Annotated in this window: 14 protein-coding genes and 3 tRNA genes; 13 read left to right on the forward strand and 4 right to left on the reverse strand. The window is 48.0% G+C overall.

Annotated elements, in window-relative coordinates:
• Positions 1 to 23: 23 nt before the first annotated feature.
• A complete protein-coding gene (locus ACN08W_RS01135; protein WP_419108584.1) occupies positions 24 to 2,315 on the reverse strand; it encodes an HtaA domain-containing protein in 2,292 nt (763 codons plus the stop codon).
• Between the two features lie 197 nt (positions 2,316 to 2,512).
• Here ACN08W_RS01135 and ACN08W_RS01140 point away from each other — a divergent pair, with 197 nt between their 5' ends.
• The gene (locus tag ACN08W_RS01140; RefSeq protein WP_419108585.1) at positions 2,513 to 3,172 is read left to right on the forward strand and encodes a heme oxygenase (biliverdin-producing); all 660 of its coding nucleotides are present in this window, start codon (positions 2,513 to 2,515) and stop codon (positions 3,170 to 3,172) included.
• Positions 3,173 to 3,243: 71 nt separating this feature from the next.
• Here ACN08W_RS01140 and ACN08W_RS01145 read toward each other — a convergent pair whose 3' ends face one another.
• Positions 3,244 to 3,909 (reverse strand): VTT domain-containing protein, encoded by a 666-nt coding sequence (locus ACN08W_RS01145; RefSeq protein WP_419103120.1) that lies wholly within the window; start codon positions 3,907 to 3,909, stop codon positions 3,244 to 3,246.
• A gap of 150 nt (positions 3,910 to 4,059) precedes the next feature.
• Here ACN08W_RS01145 and ACN08W_RS01150 point away from each other — a divergent pair, with 150 nt between their 5' ends.
• The 10 genes from ACN08W_RS01150 to ACN08W_RS01195 all read left to right on the forward strand — a co-directional run bounded on the left by ACN08W_RS01150 (position 4,060) and on the right by ACN08W_RS01195 (position 15,169).
• On the forward strand, positions 4,060 to 6,255 hold the full coding sequence (locus ACN08W_RS01150; RefSeq protein WP_419108586.1) for a RecQ family ATP-dependent DNA helicase: 2,196 nt from the start codon (positions 4,060 to 4,062) through the stop codon (positions 6,253 to 6,255).
• A gap of 25 nt (positions 6,256 to 6,280) precedes the next feature.
• Positions 6,281 to 6,802, forward strand: a complete 522-nt coding sequence (tadA, locus tag ACN08W_RS01155; protein ID WP_419103118.1) for a tRNA adenosine(34) deaminase TadA — start codon at positions 6,281 to 6,283, stop codon at positions 6,800 to 6,802.
• 149 nt (positions 6,803 to 6,951) lie between these two features.
• Positions 6,952 to 7,752, forward strand: a complete 801-nt coding sequence (locus ACN08W_RS01160; RefSeq protein ID WP_419108587.1) for a multidrug ABC transporter ATPase — start codon at positions 6,952 to 6,954, stop codon at positions 7,750 to 7,752.
• Entirely contained in the window at positions 7,753 to 10,521 is a 2,769-nt protein-coding gene (locus tag ACN08W_RS01165) for a YhgE/Pip family protein (RefSeq protein ID WP_419108588.1), read from the forward strand.
• A 5-nt stretch (positions 10,522 to 10,526) separates the two neighbouring features.
• Positions 10,527 to 11,180, forward strand: coding sequence for a TetR/AcrR family transcriptional regulator (locus ACN08W_RS01170; protein WP_419103115.1), 654 nt, complete (start codon positions 10,527 to 10,529; stop codon positions 11,178 to 11,180).
• An 88-nt stretch (positions 11,181 to 11,268) separates the two neighbouring features.
• Positions 11,269 to 11,356, forward strand: a tRNA-Ser gene (locus tag ACN08W_RS01175).
• Positions 11,357 to 11,508: 152 nt separating this feature from the next.
• Positions 11,509 to 12,147 carry a uracil phosphoribosyltransferase gene (gene upp, locus ACN08W_RS01180; RefSeq protein WP_419103114.1) on the forward strand — a complete coding sequence of 213 codons (639 nt, stop codon included), beginning with the start codon at positions 11,509 to 11,511 and terminating at the stop codon, positions 12,145 to 12,147.
• Between the two features lie 816 nt (positions 12,148 to 12,963).
• Positions 12,964 to 13,740 carry a winged helix-turn-helix domain-containing protein gene (locus ACN08W_RS01185; protein ID WP_419103113.1) on the forward strand — a complete coding sequence of 259 codons (777 nt, stop codon included), beginning with the start codon at positions 12,964 to 12,966 and terminating at the stop codon, positions 13,738 to 13,740.
• An 88-nt stretch (positions 13,741 to 13,828) separates the two neighbouring features.
• Positions 13,829 to 14,617 carry an alpha/beta fold hydrolase gene (locus ACN08W_RS01190; RefSeq protein ID WP_419108589.1) on the forward strand — a complete coding sequence of 263 codons (789 nt, stop codon included), beginning with the start codon at positions 13,829 to 13,831 and terminating at the stop codon, positions 14,615 to 14,617.
• A gap of 21 nt (positions 14,618 to 14,638) precedes the next feature.
• Complete coding sequence (locus tag ACN08W_RS01195) at positions 14,639 to 15,169, forward strand: SixA phosphatase family protein (RefSeq protein ID WP_419103111.1); 531 nt, start codon at positions 14,639 to 14,641, stop codon at positions 15,167 to 15,169.
• A gap of 64 nt (positions 15,170 to 15,233) precedes the next feature.
• Here the strand turns inward: ACN08W_RS01195 and ACN08W_RS01200 are convergent.
• Positions 15,234 to 15,325, reverse strand: a tRNA-Ser gene (locus ACN08W_RS01200).
• 168 nt (positions 15,326 to 15,493) lie between these two features.
• Positions 15,494 to 15,584, reverse strand: a tRNA-Ser gene (locus tag ACN08W_RS01205).
• Positions 15,585 to 15,789: 205 nt separating this feature from the next.
• On the opposite strand from ACN08W_RS01205, the gene ACN08W_RS01210 reads away from it, so the two are divergent.
• The gene (locus ACN08W_RS01210) at positions 15,790 to 16,326 is read left to right on the forward strand and encodes a dehydrogenase (RefSeq protein ID WP_419108590.1); all 537 of its coding nucleotides are present in this window, start codon (positions 15,790 to 15,792) and stop codon (positions 16,324 to 16,326) included.
• 49 nt (positions 16,327 to 16,375) lie between these two features.
• Positions 16,376 to 17,626 carry a chloride channel protein gene (locus tag ACN08W_RS01215; protein WP_419108591.1) on the forward strand — a complete coding sequence of 417 codons (1,251 nt, stop codon included), beginning with the start codon at positions 16,376 to 16,378 and terminating at the stop codon, positions 17,624 to 17,626.
• Positions 17,627 to 17,728: the final 102 nt, after the last annotated feature.

The following is a 17,728-nucleotide window of genomic DNA, read 5'->3' on the forward strand; positions in this document are numbered from 1 at the left end:
CTATCGACGATAGCGTTGTGAGGTTATGCTGTGCGTCGGCGACGAGCTGTGATAAGAAGCATTGCACCAAGGGCTAGCATTCCTCCACCAGCAATGAGGAATGGAACAGTTTGGGAAGTTCCGGTGTATGCGAGTTGTTCAGCTGTGCATCCTGCTCCACGGTATGCAGTTCGGGTGACTGTTGTGGGCTGACCTGTGACGCTCTTTGTTTCGGGTGTAAGAGTTCCGGAGAAAGAGATGGGGTCAAGTGTTTCGCCGGCGTTATAGTAACCTGCGAAGGATTTTGCTCCAGCTTCGGTGAGTACTGCTGGAGCAGAAACAACAGAAATCTTCTGCTCGTTCATTGACATCTTTGAAAGGTCAAGACTAGCAAAAGCGATGATTCCGTAGTCAACGTTTTTGCCTTCCATGGAGTTTGCGTTGACGTGTGCGTAGAGAGTTCCGCGTTTTCCGTTGATTTCTACACGAAGGTTAGAAAGCGTTGTGTTGAGAACTCCGTCATGTCCGTGGAAGTTAATGGAGCCGTTGAAGGATATGGTGCCTTTTGCTCCTTCAATATTTCCTGTTCCGTTGGACCAGGTAAATGCACCAGAATTGTAGGTAACTCCGTCAAGGTTCCATCCGCCGTGAGCAATTCCTCCGGCAACGTAATTGCGGAATGATGTGCGAAGTCCCCAGTCAAGAACACCTGCTGAGATGATGTTCTTTCCTGTACTTTCCTGAGTGGTTTTACCAGGTACTGTTTCGGTGATTTGCACTGGAACACAGGTTGCTGCTGAAGCAGAAGAAGGGTTGCGTGATACGTGTGTATGAGAGTTGCCCTTGGGTGTGGTGGTTTCAGGAGTAGCTGTATTCCCTTGTTGGGTTGGATGTTCAGAAGAGTCTTGAGAATGTGAACTTTGTTTTTCTTCTTCTGTATCCTGCTTAGTTGGGTGATTTTCTGCACGGTCGTAGGAGAGCGTGTTGTCTGTAGCCTCACCCAATTGAGCTTGAAGGTTTAGGGGTGCCATCTCTGTGCCAGCTTGGTAGAATCCGCCAAAGGCTTGTGCTCCTGCTGTACTGAGTGAGACTGGCGCGTTGGTGAGTGAGACGATATTTTTCTCTATTTTTAGAGAGCTGATATCGATGTTTCCAAGGTGCACGGCACGTGCAGATGTGGTTGATCCGTCCATTGACTTGGTGCTCATGTCTGCAACAAGGTATCCGGATTCTTCGCGTATCTGAATTTGTAAGTTGGAGATAGTGATATCGAGTTTTCCGTGGTGTCCTGTGAATCGTAGGACACCGTCAAAAGCGAATACGCCGGTTTTTTCTTGGGGGTTGAATCCAGACTTTGCTTCGTTAACTTTGGTGAAGGCGAAAACATTTTGGTTGTTTTCAACGTCGGTGAGGGATATTTCTCCCTGCGCGACACCTTCGGTGATGTAGTGAATAAAGGATTCTTTAACGCCCCACGTGGCTTGAGCTGATTCGACACTTTGTAGGGAATCATGAGTCGGTTCAGCAGGCTTAGTCGGCTCAACAGGCTTAGTCGGCTCAACAGGCTTAGTCGGCTCAACAGGCTTAGTCGGCTCAACAGGCTTAGTCGGCTCAACAGGCTTAGTCGGCTCAACAGGCTCGGTCGGCTCAACAGGCTCGGTCGGCTCAACAGGCTCGGTCGGCTCAACAGGCTCTGGCGCAATCTGTGCACTGATAGTCAGAGGGTCAAGTTCTGTGCCAGCCTTATAGAAATTCGCAAAGAGTTTCGCTCCATCTTCGGTGAGCGTTGCATTAGCGTTTGTGAAGGTGAGGGTGTTGTCTTTGAAAGATGGCTGTGTCAAGACAACGTTTGCAAAGTTGACGTTTTCTAGGTCTGTGATATTTCCAGCCATGTCTTTAGAGGTTCCTGAAACTTTGATGGTTCCGGTTCCATCAGCGTTAAAGATGAGCTGGAACTCTTTGAGTGAGATGTCAAGTACACCGTGGTGTCCAGTGTAATGAAGAGCACCTCCAAAATTTATGTGTCCGGTTTTTGTGCTTAAGGAGTATTCTCCTTGGCCCTGTTCCCACGTGATGATTTGTTGGTCGTTGAGGGAAGCTCCATCGCTTGCTTCGATGTTTCCTGCGGCAATAGGTCCGGTGACATATTTATGGAAAGATTCTTTGATGCCCCACGTCATTGTGGAGTTTTCAAGAGTCTTTTGGGTTTGTATATGCTCGCTTGCTGCAGGTGGTGTTTCGACTGCTTGGGTTGCGGGGAGTGTGCTGAAACTGGAAAGGCCAATTGCTGCGGTCGCCAAGAAAGCGTAGGAGCGCTTTGTGCGTTGTGTCGGCATGATATTCCTCTGAAAGGTATGGCTATTTAGGGATGACGCTATTAGGCTACAACAATGTACGCTAATTGCATACATGTTTAGTTACCCTAACCTTATCATCTGTTGTGAAGCGCGTGCTTGCATAAAACGAATTTTAATGACATTATGTCAGTAAGTTATTTAGTGACATCGTGTCACTAAAATGTCAGGAGTACACCATGAACGCCACTGCAACAACAGAAATCCCCGCCGAAAAATTTTCAGCACGACTCAAACGCGAAAGCGAAGAACTGCACTCAACAGCAGAACACTCGGGATTCATGACAAAACTCATGAAGGGCGAACTATCTGAAAAAAGCTACCTGCGTTTACTCAACCAATATGTGTACCTGTACGAAGCCCTCGAAAAAGTTGCCCAAGGCTACCGAGAAGCCGGCAACAAAATGCTTGAACCCTTCAACCAGCCAGAACTAGCGCGCACCGAACGTATTCGCGCTGACATCAAAGCGCTTGGACAAGAAGACATCGACCCAGCTCTGCCTGCAACAACTAAATACGCTCAGCGTATCCTCGACAGCGCGCAATCACCCGAGCGTTTCCTCTCCCATCACTACCTACGTTACCTAGGTGACCTATCTGGCGGGCAAGCAGTAGCGGTCTTGATGGGACGTCACTACGGTATTAGCTCAGAAGCCTTGAGCATGTATCGCTTCGACGAGCTGCCCAAGCCTAAAATTTTCAAAGATTCATACCGCACTCTCCTTGATAACGCACCTCTGAGCGAAGAAGAACGTCAAAACGTCGTTGACGAAACACTCCGTGGCTTCCAATACAACGCAGAACTTTTCAGTGAGCTGATGGAACAAGAATCTCACTAATCTCGTCTCATACAGTAAAAGGTGGATATCTCCAACACCGGAGATATCCACCTTTTACTGTATAACTACTGTTATTTGAAAGAGCGATGAGCCTTACGACGTTCCCGAAGATATTCCACACCGACAGGAAGAACAGAGGCAACCACAATTACGATAACGATAGCCTCAACATTGTCTCGGATAAAAGGAATACCGCCTAAAAGTACACCAGCAAAGACAAGAGTAAAGACCCACGTGATCGCACCGGTAATATTCCACTTCGCAAAATCACGATAACGATATTTCGCAATACCCGCAGCCAAGGGAACGAACGTGCGCACAATAGGAACAAAACGTGCAAGAACTAGAGCCTTGCCACCATATTTCTCAAAGAAGCTCTCTGCGGCGTGAAGATTCTTCGTATTGAGCACTTTTGCATCAGCACTAAAGAACCTACGCCCAAAGCGATGCCCCAAATAATAACCAACTTGATCACCGGCAACAGCAGCAATACACAAGCAAAGAATCATCACCCAAAGGTTCAAACCTAGCTGAACGTGAATGAGACCAAGGGTGAAAAGAAGAGAATCACCAGGAAGAAAAGGGAACAATACGCCAGATTCAATGAATACAATCAACGTCACCACAGCCAAAGCCCAGGGACCAGCTTGCTCAAGAATCTTCTCAATGTCTATACCTAATACCGCGACAGGCATCTGCACCATGTCAAAAATACCTGCCAGAAGAAGATGGCTCATAAAAAACTTTCCTGTTGATAACGGTCTAATGAAAGTAAACTCCTGCCGATTCTACTAGGTAAAAGCCCCGTGCATGCTGAGAACATAAGATTATCTACATCTCTCTCCAGAGACTTCTTTGCCAGTGAAAGGTTCCGTAGACTACAAGATATGTCGAATTACTCGCAGATACATCACGATGAGTTATACACCGAAGCAATAAAACTTCTCAGAAAACTCACAGGAAAAAATGACGCTGCCTTCCACCGCGGACAATACGAAGCAATCGAAGCCCTCGTGCAACACCGCCGTAAAGCTCTCGTCATTGAACGTACAGGATGGGGAAAATCTGCAGTATATTTCATCGCATCATTACTGATGCGCAAACGCGGGGGAGGGCCTGCTCTCATCATCTCTCCACTACTTGCACTCATGCGAGACCAAGTACAAGCGGCCGCCCGAGCTGGAGTCAAAGCCGCCACTATCAACTCCTCAAACATCACCGAATGGGACGAAATACGGCAACAACTCCAGCAACAAACATTAGATGTGCTCCTCATCGGCCCAGAACGCCTCAACAACCCAGATTTCTACGAACATTGGCTACCAGAACTTGTCGATTCTCTTGGATTACTCGTCATTGATGAAGCACATTGCATCTCAGATTGGGGGCATGACTTCCGTCCCGATTATCGCCGCATCCGCGAAGTTATCGCTCAGCTAAAGCCCAATACCCCCATTCTGGCAACAACAGCAACCGCAAACCAACGAGTCATTGAAGACATTGCAGAACAGCTTAACTACTCTGGCAACACCCTAAAAAACTCTTCTGAACAGAACTCCGATATTTTCATTCTGCGTGGACCGCTCTCTCGTGACTCTCTACGACTTGGTGTGCTCCACCTCAAAGAATCTACAGAACGTATTGCATGGCTTGTTGAGCACCTCAAAACATTGACTGGTTCAGGGATTATCTACACCCTTACCGTATCTGCTGCAGAAGATATCGCGCATATCCTCAGAAATGCCGGATACGCGGTGCAATCATATAGCGGACAGATGTCTGTCGAAGAACGCATTGAAGCAGAAGAAGCTTTACGGCACAACACGATAAAAGCACTCGTGGCAACGAGTGCTTTGGGCATGGGCTTTGACAAACCAGATATGGGATTTGTGATTCATTGCGGTGCCCCATCGAGTCTCATTGCCTACTACCAACAAGTTGGCCGTGCTGGACGTGGCACCGATAATGCAGACGTCTTATTACTACCTGGTGCAGAAGACCAAGATATTTGGGAATATTTCGCTACCGCGTCAATGCCTACAGAAGAAAACACTTCTATTGTTTTGAATGTGCTAGAAAAAGCTCGAGAACAAGGCCAGACGTTAACACTAAGCGCACTAGAGACTGTCGTTGATATTCGTCGCAGCAATCTAGAACTTCTTCTAAAAGTGCTTGCTGTAGAGGGTGCTGTACGTCGTGTGTCTAACCGGTGGGTAGCAACTGGGGCGCCGTGGACTTATGACGCTGAAAGATACAGAAAAGTAGCGCAAACACGTCAGCACGAGCAAGAAGCAATGCTCTCCTATATCAGTACGTCTTCATGCCGAATGGTATACATGGCTCAGCAACTGGACGATACTACAGCTACGAAATGTGGACGGTGTGATAACTGTGCAGGTTCTTGGTATCCCCAACAGATTAGTTCGTATGCTCATGAAACAACCCGCAATAGTCTCCAAGAAGCAGGTGTTCGTATTGAACCTCGTCGTATGTGGCCTAGTGGACTTAAGAAACTTCTTGAACAAAAGATAGGCACTGGGAAAGACTCTGAAATTCCTTCTCGTGCAAAGATTGCTGAAGAAGAACGTGCCTGCCAAGGGAGAGCTTTAGCGAGGCTAACTGATATTGGGTGGGGTAATGTTCTGCGAGAAATTTTCAAAGAAGACGCTGAAGATGTTGAAGTGTCGTCGGAGCTAGGTCAGGCCTGTGTCAAAGTATTGTCCCAGTGGGACTGGCAGGATCGCCCGAATGTTGTCATCGGGGTGCCTTCTGAACATCATCCGCGTTTGGCTTTTTCTCTTGCTCGTGGTCTTGCTCAGACGGGACGCCTTCACGATTTAGGTGATATTCAGCTAGTACAACCAACGTCTTATGCGCAGGGGAACTCTGTGTTCCGTTGTGCGGGGGTTTGGGATGCCTATGCGATTCCTGAACCTATGAGAGTGTTTTTACAAACGCATCACCCTTCAGTACTTCTGGTGTCTGATAGCGTGAACTCTAGATGGAGTACAACTGTTATTGCTCGGCAATTACGTCGGGCTGGGGCACACAGTGTGTATCCTTTTGCTTTGGCTATTTCCTAGATAAAAATGGTTTTGAGTAGTTTATATGTGTAACACAGAATATGTTCATGCACGTCGTATTCATCGGAAAGAACACCAAGAATGGATGCATGAGGCACTATCCTTAGCTCAGTGTGCTTTAGATAGTTCAGATGTGCCTATTGGTGCTCTCGTTATCGCTTCGGACGGAACCATTATTGGTCGCGGATACAACCAGCGTGAAAAAAACCAAGACCCTACCGCTCATGCTGAAATCATTGCTCTACGTGAAGCTGCCGAACAGCGTGGACAGTGGCGTTTAGAGGACTGCACGTTAGTCGTGACCATTGAACCGTGCATTATGTGTGCTGGCGCAATTTTGTTGAGCAGAATATCAACTGTTGTTCTTGGTGCGTGGGAAGAGAAGACAGGGGCGGCAGGGAGCTTATATGACGTTCTGCGTGATAGAAGATACCCACATTCTGTCGAAGTGTACTCTGGTGTTTTAGAAGAAGAATGCGCATCTCTTATGAAAACTTTTTTTGAAAAGAAACGCTCAGAAAGTCACGGTCCATTTGGTCGTTTTTGAAGTTCTTCACGACTGGTGTTCATGAAAGTTACCCCTAGCGTTGAGCGCTTGGTGTGATATTTCTGCCAGCAGTTGGTTGAAAATCTCACACTAAAAGACCAAAACTGACCGACGAGTTCAAGTTATGATTTTCTCACAGAGAAGAATACGTGGCTCATAAGGGGAAGAATATGCTCATCGTTGATAATATCTGGGCAAAAGGACGGCATAACGCCCTCTTCGGACGCACCAGCTTCACCCTCAACCGCGGAGAAGTCATCATCATTCAAGCAGATAGCCAACTCGAAAGAACCGCGCTATCACTGACACTAACAGGTCGCATGAGACCCTCCGGCGGAACGATTCTTTGGACAGACCCTCAAAAGCCTTCCCGAGAAGAATCCAGCATGAAAAAGCTTCGTCGTCGTTCAGAACTGATCGACTCTCCGAACATCAACGAACCAGAAAACCATATGAGAGTTCGTGATTACGTATCAGAAATGCTGAGCTACACCATGGGACCTTTTACTCGACCACGCTCTGGGAAATGGCTGAAAGAACACGGACTGGAAGACCTCGATAACCTCTGGAATGAACAAGTAACCGGAGAGCAAAATATTCGCCTTATGACCACTCTTGCCGCCAATTATCAGCACGCAGACTTACTCGTTTTTGATACCCCCTCACGGCATCTTAACCACACACGCATGTGGCTACCATACCTTCTACAACTAGCTGAAAACGAAGAGCGCCCCCGTGCCGTCGTTGCTGTTGTCCCTCATATTTCCTCCACCTGGGACGGCAAACAGGCTGTGGTAGGAAGCGCACACGATGAACTCCTCAACGAAGAAAACGTGAAAACACACGAAGAACAAGATTCACGCCCAGAAACAAACTCCTCGAACGAAGAAAAAGAATACGACCTTCCCCAAGAAAACCCTGACACAGCAACGGAGAGTGAACAACGATAAATGAGCATTCTAAGAGTTACTCTCGCTGAACTAAAACGTCTCACAGCAGGACTACTCCCTAAATTAGTTCTGCTGGCAATGGCTTGTATCCCCCTGCTGTACGGCGGAATATATCTATACGCAAACTGGGACCCTTATGACTCTGTAGACGATGTTCCCGGAGCCCTCGTGATGTTAGATGCCGGTGCAACCACCCAAGACGGCGAAACCATAAACATCGGAGAAGATGTCGAAAAAACTCTGCTGGAGAAAGCAAACTTTTCGTGGCACAAAGTATCCACCAGAGAGCAAGCTGTTCATGATGTCACCCACGGAGTATATGAGTTTGCGCTCGTTATCCCTCAAGACTTCTCTCAAAAACTTCAATCCGCTGGGTCTTTTGTACCCGACGAAAACGGCAAAACTCCTGATATTGACCCCCAATCTGCGGGGATTGAAGTCATTACTAATGATGCAAACAACTATATTCTGACAAATATTGTGGCAAAAGCTGGAACAGCTGTTCGCGACTCTGTGGCATCGGAAGTCGGCGATAAAACAGCGAATGCCTTACTCGCAAGTTTCACTACCATTCACTCAAACCTGCACGAAGCTAGCGATGGGGCAAGCCAACTAGACCAAGGAACTATCACACTCAGCGATGCTGTTGGACAACTTAAAGATGGAACAACACGGCTCAACGACGGCTCAACACAGCTCAATGACGGCACGCTACAACTTAAAGATGGTTCGTCTCAGCTTCTTCACGGACAAGAAAAACTAGCGGACGGATCTGCCAAACTTGCTCAGGGTGCCCATCAACTCTCAGACGGAACACAAGACGCTCAGAACGGGGCTTCTCGTTTAGCCGATGGTGCAAACACACTTAACACTCACCTCGAATCAGCGGCTGAAGGTGCACAAAAACTTGCAACAGGTGCCTTAAAACTCGATGGTGGAGCGCAACAACTGGCTCAGGGCACTCAAACGCTCTCAGATGGTGCTCAACAGCTAGACCAAGGCACTATACGCCTCAACGACGGTGCCCAAAAATTAGCAAACGGTACTGAAACGCTCTCTACGGGGGCGCAAAAACTTGCAGACGGTATAACAGCTATCGACGAAGGCGCCGCCCGTTTAGCTGAGGGAAACACAACATTAGACAAAACTCTGGCAAATTCCCCACTACCTGAGCTAGCCTCGGGGCTTAACGCCATGTGTCAGGCTCCTACCTCAGAAGAGCAAGTAGCTCACTATGCTCACCAACTGACAGATGACGTGACAGCACAACTTCACCAGAATATTGGACGGCGTTTGCAAGCTCTTGTTCAAGAGGGAACTCTGACTCCAGAACAAGCACAGCAGATGCTTGAACTTTTAGGTTCAGAAGAAAATAAGTCGGTTTTGACAGACCTTAACACTGCCGTCTTACAAGGTATATCTTCTCAAATGACAGAATTTTCTTCTCTATGTGAGAATGGAACGTCAACGGTTGGTGAACATATCAATACATTACTTTCTTCTACTCATGAGTTGTCTCAAGGTGCTCAAAAGCTTGCAGGTGCTACAACACAAGCTAAGACTGGTGCTGTTTCACTAGCTGACGGTGCAAAAAAGAGCTTCCAAGGTGCTCAACAGGTAGCTGATGGTACTCAAAAAGTTTCTGAGAATATGCACCAATTATCTTTGGGTGCTCAGAAACTTCATCATGGTGCTCAAGACCTGGTCACAGGTAGTTCTCAATTGAGTCAAGGAACTATGACACTCGCTGATGGTACACACCAGCTTTCTGATGGTTCACAAAAATTATCTGATGGTGCTGAGCAGCTTGCTCATGGAACGTATCGCCTATCTTCGGGGGCGGGGGAGCTTGCTCAGGGCGCTGAACAGCTTGCTGATGGTGAGCAACAAGCACTTTCTGGGCAGTATTCTCTCAACGACGGAATTGACCGTGTTCATTCTGGTGCTCAAAAACTCCAACATGGCGCCTCAAAACTAGATCAGGGTGCTGGAGAGATTCATTCGGGAACTCAAAAGCTTCAAGATGGTGCCGGAGAACTCTCTGAAGGACTAGAGGAGGGAACGAGCAAAGTCCCTTCACTGAATGAGGAAGATCAACGTCGTATTGCGAATGTGATGTCTCATCCTGTCAAGCTTAAAGAGACTTCCTTGGCCTCTGGTAGTACCTATGGTGAAGGCATGGGGCCGTTCTTTATTGTGTTGGCATTATGGATTGGTGCTTTGATGCTGGTTCAGACTTTGCGTCCAGAGAACACTCGAGCATTAGCGTCTTCTGCTCCGACGTTGCGTATTGCTATTGGCAGTTGGGGGCCTTTTGCTGTTCTTGGCGTATTGCAAACTCTTTTGTTGTTCTTGGCGGTACATTTTGGTCTTGGTTTCAAGATGGAGCATCCATGGCTTTTGTTGCTGTTCTTAACGTTTGTTTCTTGTGTTTATACCGCTGTGATTTATGGTTTTGTGGCGTTGCTATCTGCACCTGGTAAGTTGTTGGCGCTTGTGGTGCTTATTGTACAGTTGGTTACTGCTGGCGGTATGATGCCCTATGAAACGTTACCTATGTCTATTCGTTGGTTACATTCGTTCCTTCCGATGGGGTATGCTCTCAGCGGTACGCGCCGTCTAGCCTATGGAATTGATTATGGTGCGATTACAGGTGATGTACTTGTTCTCGCCGCATGGGGTGTTTTCGGTTTATTCTTAGGTTTTATTGGAACTTATAAGAATCGCACATGGAATTTGAAGAAACTTAATCCGGAGATTGCAGTTTAATGTCGGTGTCTCATACGCAAGATGAATCTGTCTCAGATTTTCAGTATCCTACCCCTGCGGTTGCTGCGGTAACGCGTCGTCCGGGGCGTACTAACCGTACACAGTTTAAGCTTTTTCAGGCGGCGCTAGAGATTATGAGCCAAAAGGGTGCTGAAGCGACGACGGTTGAAGAAGTAGCGCTTAAAGCTGGAGTCTCTAAAGGAACTGTTTATTATAATTTTGGTTCTAAAAAGACGATGATTGAGCAGCTCCTTCAATATGGTGCGCAACTTTTGAAGACTCGAGTGCAACAAGGCTCTCAGAAGTCTGACCCTCGTGAGGCGATGAGGGCTGGTATTAAGGAAGCTTTTGAATATTTGGCTGAGCACCCAGGGTTTGCCCGTTTGTGGATCACTGAAATTTGGCGTAGTAAAGAGCCTTGGTCTGAAGCGATTGTGAAGACTCGTCAGGATCTGGTGAGTGAATTAGAGAATATGGTGAGAGCGATTGGGACTCGTTACCCTGTGGATCATGCTCAAGACCCAGAAGCTGTCTCTATTTCTATTTTTGGGTCTATCTTTATGCTTGCGATGGACCGTGAGATTCATGCTGCCGAGCGTACCTCTGAGGACGCTACTCGTGCTGTGATGTTGACGGTTGATTCGTATATCGCGCATTAGAGCACTTTGGGCAGGGAGTTGCTTGAGATGAACTTTTCTGCTCAAAAGTTGAGAATGTTCGGTGTTAACGGGTAAACTTGCCACAGTTGGTGACGTGTCCGAGCGGCCGAAGGTGCAACACTCGAAATGTTGTGTACGGTAACCCCGTACCGAGGGTTCAAATCCCTCCGTCACCGCGTTGGAGAGCCTTTCTATACTGTAGTCCAGTGTAGAAAGGCTCTTTTTTTGATGTTTGTTTTCTGGGGTGTTGGTGATTATCTTTTTCACAGCCTGTGTTTTTCTGTGAGACAGCGGTACAGTTTTTGGCTGAAAATGGTAGCTTGAGAGTATGCGTTTAACCATTCTTGACCACCCTTTGGTCTCACATAAAATTTCTGTTCTTCGTGATAAGAACACCCCTTCTCCTATTTTCCGTCAGCTTGTTGAAGAGATTGTGACGCTTTTGGCGTATGAGGCGACTCGCACTATTCGTACTGAGGAGCGTGAAATCGTCACTCCTGTCACCTCTACGACAGGTAAGGTTTTGACTAAACCGCGCCCGTTGGTTGTTCCTATTTTGCGTGCTGGTTTGGGCATGTTAGAGGGTATGACTCGTTTGATTCCTACTGCTGAGGTTGGTTTCTTGGGTATGGCTCGCAATGAGCAGACTCTGGATATCGTGACTTATGCGGAGCGTTTGCCTGAAGATTTATCGGGACGTCAGGTGTATGTTCTTGATCCTATGCTTGCAACGGGTGGAACCTTGATTGAGTCTATTAAGTTTTTGCGTGCTCGCGGTGCGGAGCAAATTACGTGCTTGTGCATTATTGGTGCTCCCGAGGGTATTGCTGCTTTGCGTGATGGTATTGACGGGTTTGAGAACGTTGATTTGTTCTTGGCTGCTGAAGATGAGTGTCTCAACGATAAGGCGTATATTGTTCCTGGTCTTGGTGATGCTGGTGACCGTCTGTACGGTCTTGCTCAGTAGTCAGATATTGGACGGTCTGGCGTTTCGCTATTAAAAAATTTTTGACCTTTTAAATGGGGGTATAAGAGCTTCTTCTCTTATACCCCCATTTGCATACAAAATGCATAAATCATGTTGTTTAATATTTTGTGTAGTGCTTGAGTGTAATTTTTTGTGAGATTATTTTGGGTTGCTGAGGTGGTGTTTAGAGGCTCTTTTCTACACTCTTGGGATAAATGTGGGAAAGTGTTGGCATGAAGGAGTGCTCCCCGCTTTGTGGATGAGTTTTGGTGTTGTTGTGTTGGGATCACTCGGTGTTGGCGTGGCTTAGTGTGCCTATTTAGTACGTGTGCTTTGTTGTGAATCTTGGAAGAATGCGATGGTGGTGGGAGCTTTTTGTGAGGTGTGTGGTCTTGTGTGGTTTAGGCTGGGTGAGTTTGGGACTGGTTCTTGGTCTTGGTGCTAGTAGGGATGAAAAAGGAGAAAAGTTGAGGTTAGTCTTGACAAATCGCTAGTGCTACATGATGTTGTTGGTTGGTGTATATCGGACAAAAGTGTATGCCTTGAAAGTACAGGTTGTTTATGTATAAAAAATAATAGTTACGTATTTTTATGTACCAAAATATGAGAAAAAGAGAACCTGTATAGACAGCATTTTTTGAGATAATTCCCTCAACTGTCCAAAAAACAGAGGAATGTTACTTGATTTATCGACGAAATCATACAACGATAAAACGGTAAAGCGATCAAGAGCTTCATGTGTGGAAAAGCAGAAGATCCTGCACAAACCACCCAGATATACGCTCTTATCCCACCACAAGAAGACAGGTAAGAAGAATGTCCGGAGCACCTGGATACGTCCACATCTCTCAGCGGAACAGAGTATCAACTCAACGCACTGCGTCGAACCTATCTCAGGGACGTCACATGCCCAAACACCCCGCTAGCCTGCGTCCTATGACAACACATCATATTGACACCCCACCCGCAAAACTCAACCACCCCGAGAGTGAAGCACGTGGCTTTGTCATCTATGTCGGGCTCTCTGAAGAAACAGCAGCATCAAACGGGACATCACTTGTGCGTATCGTACAAGAACTACGCGACTATACCCGCGGTATCGTCCCAGAAGCTGACTCCTACGCGGCCGTCGCGCTAGCTCCATCCGGAGCAGAAGGAACAGACCTTGAAGTCGTGCGCAACGCCCTAGGTGACCCCACCGCTGTACACCACCAGCCCGAGCCTTTCTCATCTACACAATACTCATCCCAAGAACACAAACCTGCTCACTCCGTTGGTGTTCTTATCGACCTATCGCGTCGAGAAGTCTTTCTAGACGGTGAAGTCCTTAACCTCACCTACAAAGAATTTGAACTCTTGAACTACCTCGTTGAAAACGGTGCACGCACCGTCGGACGCGAAGAACTCCTCGCAAGCCTCTGGCGAGATGCCGAGGAAACACCTAATGAACGAACCATTGACGTCCATATTCGTCGCCTACGTTCAAAATTGGGGCGTCTTGCCAACACCGTACGTACGGTACGAGGGCAAGGGTACAGATTCTACGAGCACCCCGAAGTCGTTGTATGGGCAGCTCCCGAATACTCCATCTAAAAGCTAACGCATAGCAATAAACCCGTGTAGGCGTCTAGAAAATAGGCGCCTATACGGGTTTAATAGAGAAACACGAAAAACAAAAACTATGGCTGACACACCAACTCTTTCAATAACGTCTCTAGGAACAAGCCCAAAAACTATTGTCTTTCTGCATGGACTCATGGGACGTGGCAAAAATTTCACCGCAATTGCAAAGAACCTCGAACAAGACTTTACAATTCTGCTCATCGACCTTCCCAATCACGGAAACTCTCCATGGACAGAATCCTTCGACTATAACAACATGGCAGATAGCGTCGCACAAGCTATCTGCGCATACCACGGCGAACCCGCCCCCGTTGTTGATGTCGTTGGACATTCCATGGGAGGAAAGGTCGCAATGCTCTTAGCGTTAAGGCACCCAGAACTCGTGCGAAAGCTCGTAGTCTTAGATATCGCCCCTTCAGTATCTACCGGAAACTTTACCCATCTGCTGGGCTCTCTTCTGAAACTTCCTATCGAGGAACTCTCGACGAGAGCCGAAGCCCATAGAATGCTAACACCAGCAGTGCCAGACTCTAGCGTGCGAGGATTCTTACTTCAAAACCTCATTCGCACAGAAGAAGGATTCTCTTGGCAACCGAACTTACAAATGCTCTTTGAAAACCTGCCGAAAATTATGGGATGGCAAAACCCCAACCTTTCCTTCAACCGACCGGTGCTATGGATTGCAGGAGGGCGCTCCCCATATGTCACGTCAAAAGATACCCCTGTTATGAGGAGCCTCTTCCCACGCGTGCAAAAAGTTGTGTTTAAAAATGCTGGACACTGGGTGCACGCAGACCAGCCGGAAGAGACCGTGTACGCCCTCAAAAAGTTTCTAGCTCAAAGCTAGAGACCGGCTAAGATGGTGCTTATGGCTGAAGAACTTTCACAAAGACCAGATGACACACGAACCTTGATTATCATGCGTCATGCTGAAGCTGACTGGGGCATGGACGATTTCAACCGCCCCCTCACCTCTCGCGGGCACCTTCAAGCCCGAACCGCGGGCGAATGGCTGCACCATACAGGAACTCTTCCCGAAATGATCGTTTCTTCTGCTGCGTTGCGCACTCGGCAGACAACAACATGGGTATGTGAAGCTCTCGGAGAAAAAGCCCCAACAGCCTCCCTCGACGAGAGGCTCTATAACGCTCCAGCTCGTATGCTACGTCAGTGCATTGAGAATACCCCCGATTCTGTTCGCTCAATGATGTTAGTTGCTCACTTGCCAGGCGTACAAGATGCAGCAATGGATTTAATGAGCTCAACATCTGACTACGAATCACTCATGGATATTTCTTATGGTTTTCCACCCTCTTCGATTGCGGTCTTTGAGGTGGAGACTTCTTGGTCTGAACTATTAGATCACGATGCGCGACTAGTTTCTTTTAGAACTTTCTAAGTTTTGAGGAGAACATAAAAATCCCTGGGCACTTTTACCTGAAAGCGCCCAGGGATTTTTTATGTGGCGGAGACGGGGGGATTTGAACCCCCGGTCGAGTTTAACCCCGACCCTTCATTAGCAGTGAAGTCCATTCGGCCGCTCTGGCACGTCTCCAACACCGTATCGTGTTTAGCCCGTCAACATCTGACTCAACCGCAATACAGCATTCACCATACTAGCTGTTTTGTGGGGTGTGGTCAAATAATTCTGTTGTCAGAGTCAGCCGTTCTTCAAACCAAAAGAAAAACCGCGTCTCTCACTCATGAGAAACACGGTTTTACGTGGCGGATGGTAAGGGATTTGAACCCTTGAGACGGGGTTACCGCCTACTGGTTTTCAAGACCAGCTCCTTCGGCCGCTCGGACAACCATCCGTAGAAGAATCTACCAGAGAACTCATGAGAATACAAAACAGTGCGGCGACAATGTGTCAGAAAACATAAAATATTAGATGAATAATAAATACACCTTCGTCAAAACCTGCCCCTCTCTAGGTGATTTTTCAATTTTCTTAACGTAGTGTTGCGTTTGACATAGTGTCAGCAAATTAATTTAGGGTAACCTAAGAAAAGGAAGTAGATGAAAAAGGGGGAGAACGTGAGCCTCAAAGACTTCTTACAAGGACGCCGTAACGACGCAGAACTCGGCCAAGGAATCTGGAGACGCGCACACGACCGCTTCAACCGTGGAATCGACAGATTCCACCAAATCCTCGAAAAACTACCAGACGACGGAACCCTCGAACTCGTCGTTCCAGAAGCAAACGCCCTCGCAGACCTACTACCACGCGTACGAACAATCGCAGCCCGCGCCCAACAACTAGCGCCCAGCAACAGCACCGACATCCCCGCATCACCCAGTGGCATCTACTCAGAACTTCACCGGTGCCTCTCACGAGCCGGAAACTCCGTCGCACTATGCGCAGAGGCCCTTGCCATGGTACGTTGCGCCGGAAGCTGCGAATTCCAATGCAACCGACAAGAAATCGTCATGCGACGTGTAGAAACAGTGCGAGAACACATTGAACGTGCAGAAGAACTCCTGCAACAAGCACACTACGAAACAACACAACGACACAACGAATACGCACAACAAAAAATTAGTGCATCCGCCTAAACACTGCCAGTACTCATCAAAGACCCCATAAACGTCTAAACTAAAAACGATGAGCAACACCCCACAACACCCCACCAACCCACGACGCAAATACATACTCCTCACCCTCGCCGCCCTCACCGTTGCTCTTAGCGCCGGAATCATCGGTGTGCTCCTGACCGAATTCCTCCACCTCATCGAAAACCTCATCAGCAAAACTCAACAGGTGCCCCACCTAACACCTATAATGATGGCAACCGCCGGCGCCATCAGCGGAATCTGCTGGTGGAAACTACGCCAAAAAAACCTACCTAGCACCCAAGACATCATCACCACACGCGCGCAACACTACCCCTTCACCAGAACAACCATTGACGCCTTCACACAAGTATTCCTCGTCGGCGCAGGCGCATCCATCGGCAGAGAAGCCGCCCCTCGACAACTTGCAGCAACCATCGCCCACCGCCTCTACCACCCACAACACTTCACCCCAGAAGAACGCAACTTTCTTACCGCCGCCGCCTGCGGTGCAGCACTCGGGGCAGTCTACAACACCCCATACGCTGGAGCCGCTTACACCATCAGCATCGTTTCCCCCACCAAAAAATGGAGCAAAATCCTCGCCGCTCTAACGATCAGTTATCTTGCAGTCCTCATCCCTAGAGCCATCTACGGTGCCGCACCCTACTACCAACTACCAACATACAAACTCGAATATTCCAGCTGGATATGGGTGATTGGAGCCATCCTTATCGGCGCAATACTTGGCACAACCTTTCGTATTATTAGCCAAAACATCATCCAAAAAATACGCAAAGAACACCCCCGCCACTGGTGGAAACTACCTGCACAACTATGCTCACTCATGCTCCTCACCGCAGCCATCGCCACCTACCAGCCAAATATTCTAGGAAACGGTGTCCTCATCATTGAACAAGGACTCCACCACAACATCACCCTCAGTAGTTTCCTCATCCTCGCCATCACCAAACCGCTACTCACACTTCTGAGCCTACGAGCTGGTGCCGCCGGCGGAACCCTCACACCCGCGTTAGCTACTGGCGCAAGCATCGGTGCCTATATCGCGCTCGCATCCAGAACACCCGAACAACTACCGGTCTTCATGCTCCTTGGTGCGACATCATTATTATCTGCTAGCGAGGCCTCCGCACTTTTTGGGGCACTATTTACCATAGAACTCACCCACGCACCGATAGAGTTATGGGCGCCGCTCCTCATGTGCTCTATCGGCGCTGAATACCTCGGAAAAATACTCAACCGGCACATACAACACAACACGTGGCTCAACCCGCCACATTAGTAGCCATTAATGTGGCTACAGAGTAGAGAAGAAAAACCTCTGAGCTGTGGTTTCATGGATACGGTACGACAAATAACACCGCCTTCATCGACCCAAACTTAA

Source organism: Rothia sp. CCM 9419 (assembly GCF_048512815.1).
Lineage (GTDB): Bacteria > Actinomycetota > Actinomycetes > Actinomycetales > Micrococcaceae > Rothia.

What these genes read in the sequence shown, in the direction of transcription:
- ACN08W_RS01215 (WP_419108591.1), top strand. Translation starts at nt 16,376, where the DNA reads ATGAGCAACACCCCACAACACCCCACCAACCCACGACGCAAATACATA.
- ACN08W_RS01140 (WP_419108585.1), top strand. Translation starts at nt 2,513, where the DNA reads ATGAACGCCACTGCAACAACAGAAATCCCCGCCGAAAAATTTTCAGCA.
- ACN08W_RS01185 (WP_419103113.1), top strand. Translation starts at nt 12,964, where the DNA reads ATGTCCGGAGCACCTGGATACGTCCACATCTCTCAGCGGAACAGAGTA.
- ACN08W_RS01145 (WP_419103120.1), bottom strand. Translation starts at nt 3,909, where the DNA reads ATGAGCCATCTTCTTCTGGCAGGTATTTTTGACATGGTGCAGATGCCT.
- ACN08W_RS01150 (WP_419108586.1), top strand. Translation starts at nt 4,060, where the DNA reads ATGTCGAATTACTCGCAGATACATCACGATGAGTTATACACCGAAGCA.
- upp (WP_419103114.1), top strand. Translation starts at nt 11,509, where the DNA reads ATGCGTTTAACCATTCTTGACCACCCTTTGGTCTCACATAAAATTTCT.
- tadA (WP_419103118.1), top strand. Translation starts at nt 6,281, where the DNA reads ATGTGTAACACAGAATATGTTCATGCACGTCGTATTCATCGGAAAGAA.
- ACN08W_RS01135 (WP_419108584.1), bottom strand. Translation starts at nt 2,315, where the DNA reads ATGCCGACACAACGCACAAAGCGCTCCTACGCTTTCTTGGCGACCGCA.
- ACN08W_RS01190 (WP_419108589.1), top strand. Translation starts at nt 13,829, where the DNA reads ATGGCTGACACACCAACTCTTTCAATAACGTCTCTAGGAACAAGCCCA.
- ACN08W_RS01195 (WP_419103111.1), top strand. Translation starts at nt 14,639, where the DNA reads ATGGCTGAAGAACTTTCACAAAGACCAGATGACACACGAACCTTGATT.
- ACN08W_RS01165 (WP_419108588.1), top strand. Translation starts at nt 7,753, where the DNA reads ATGAGCATTCTAAGAGTTACTCTCGCTGAACTAAAACGTCTCACAGCA.
- ACN08W_RS01210 (WP_419108590.1), top strand. Translation starts at nt 15,790, where the DNA reads ATGAAAAAGGGGGAGAACGTGAGCCTCAAAGACTTCTTACAAGGACGC.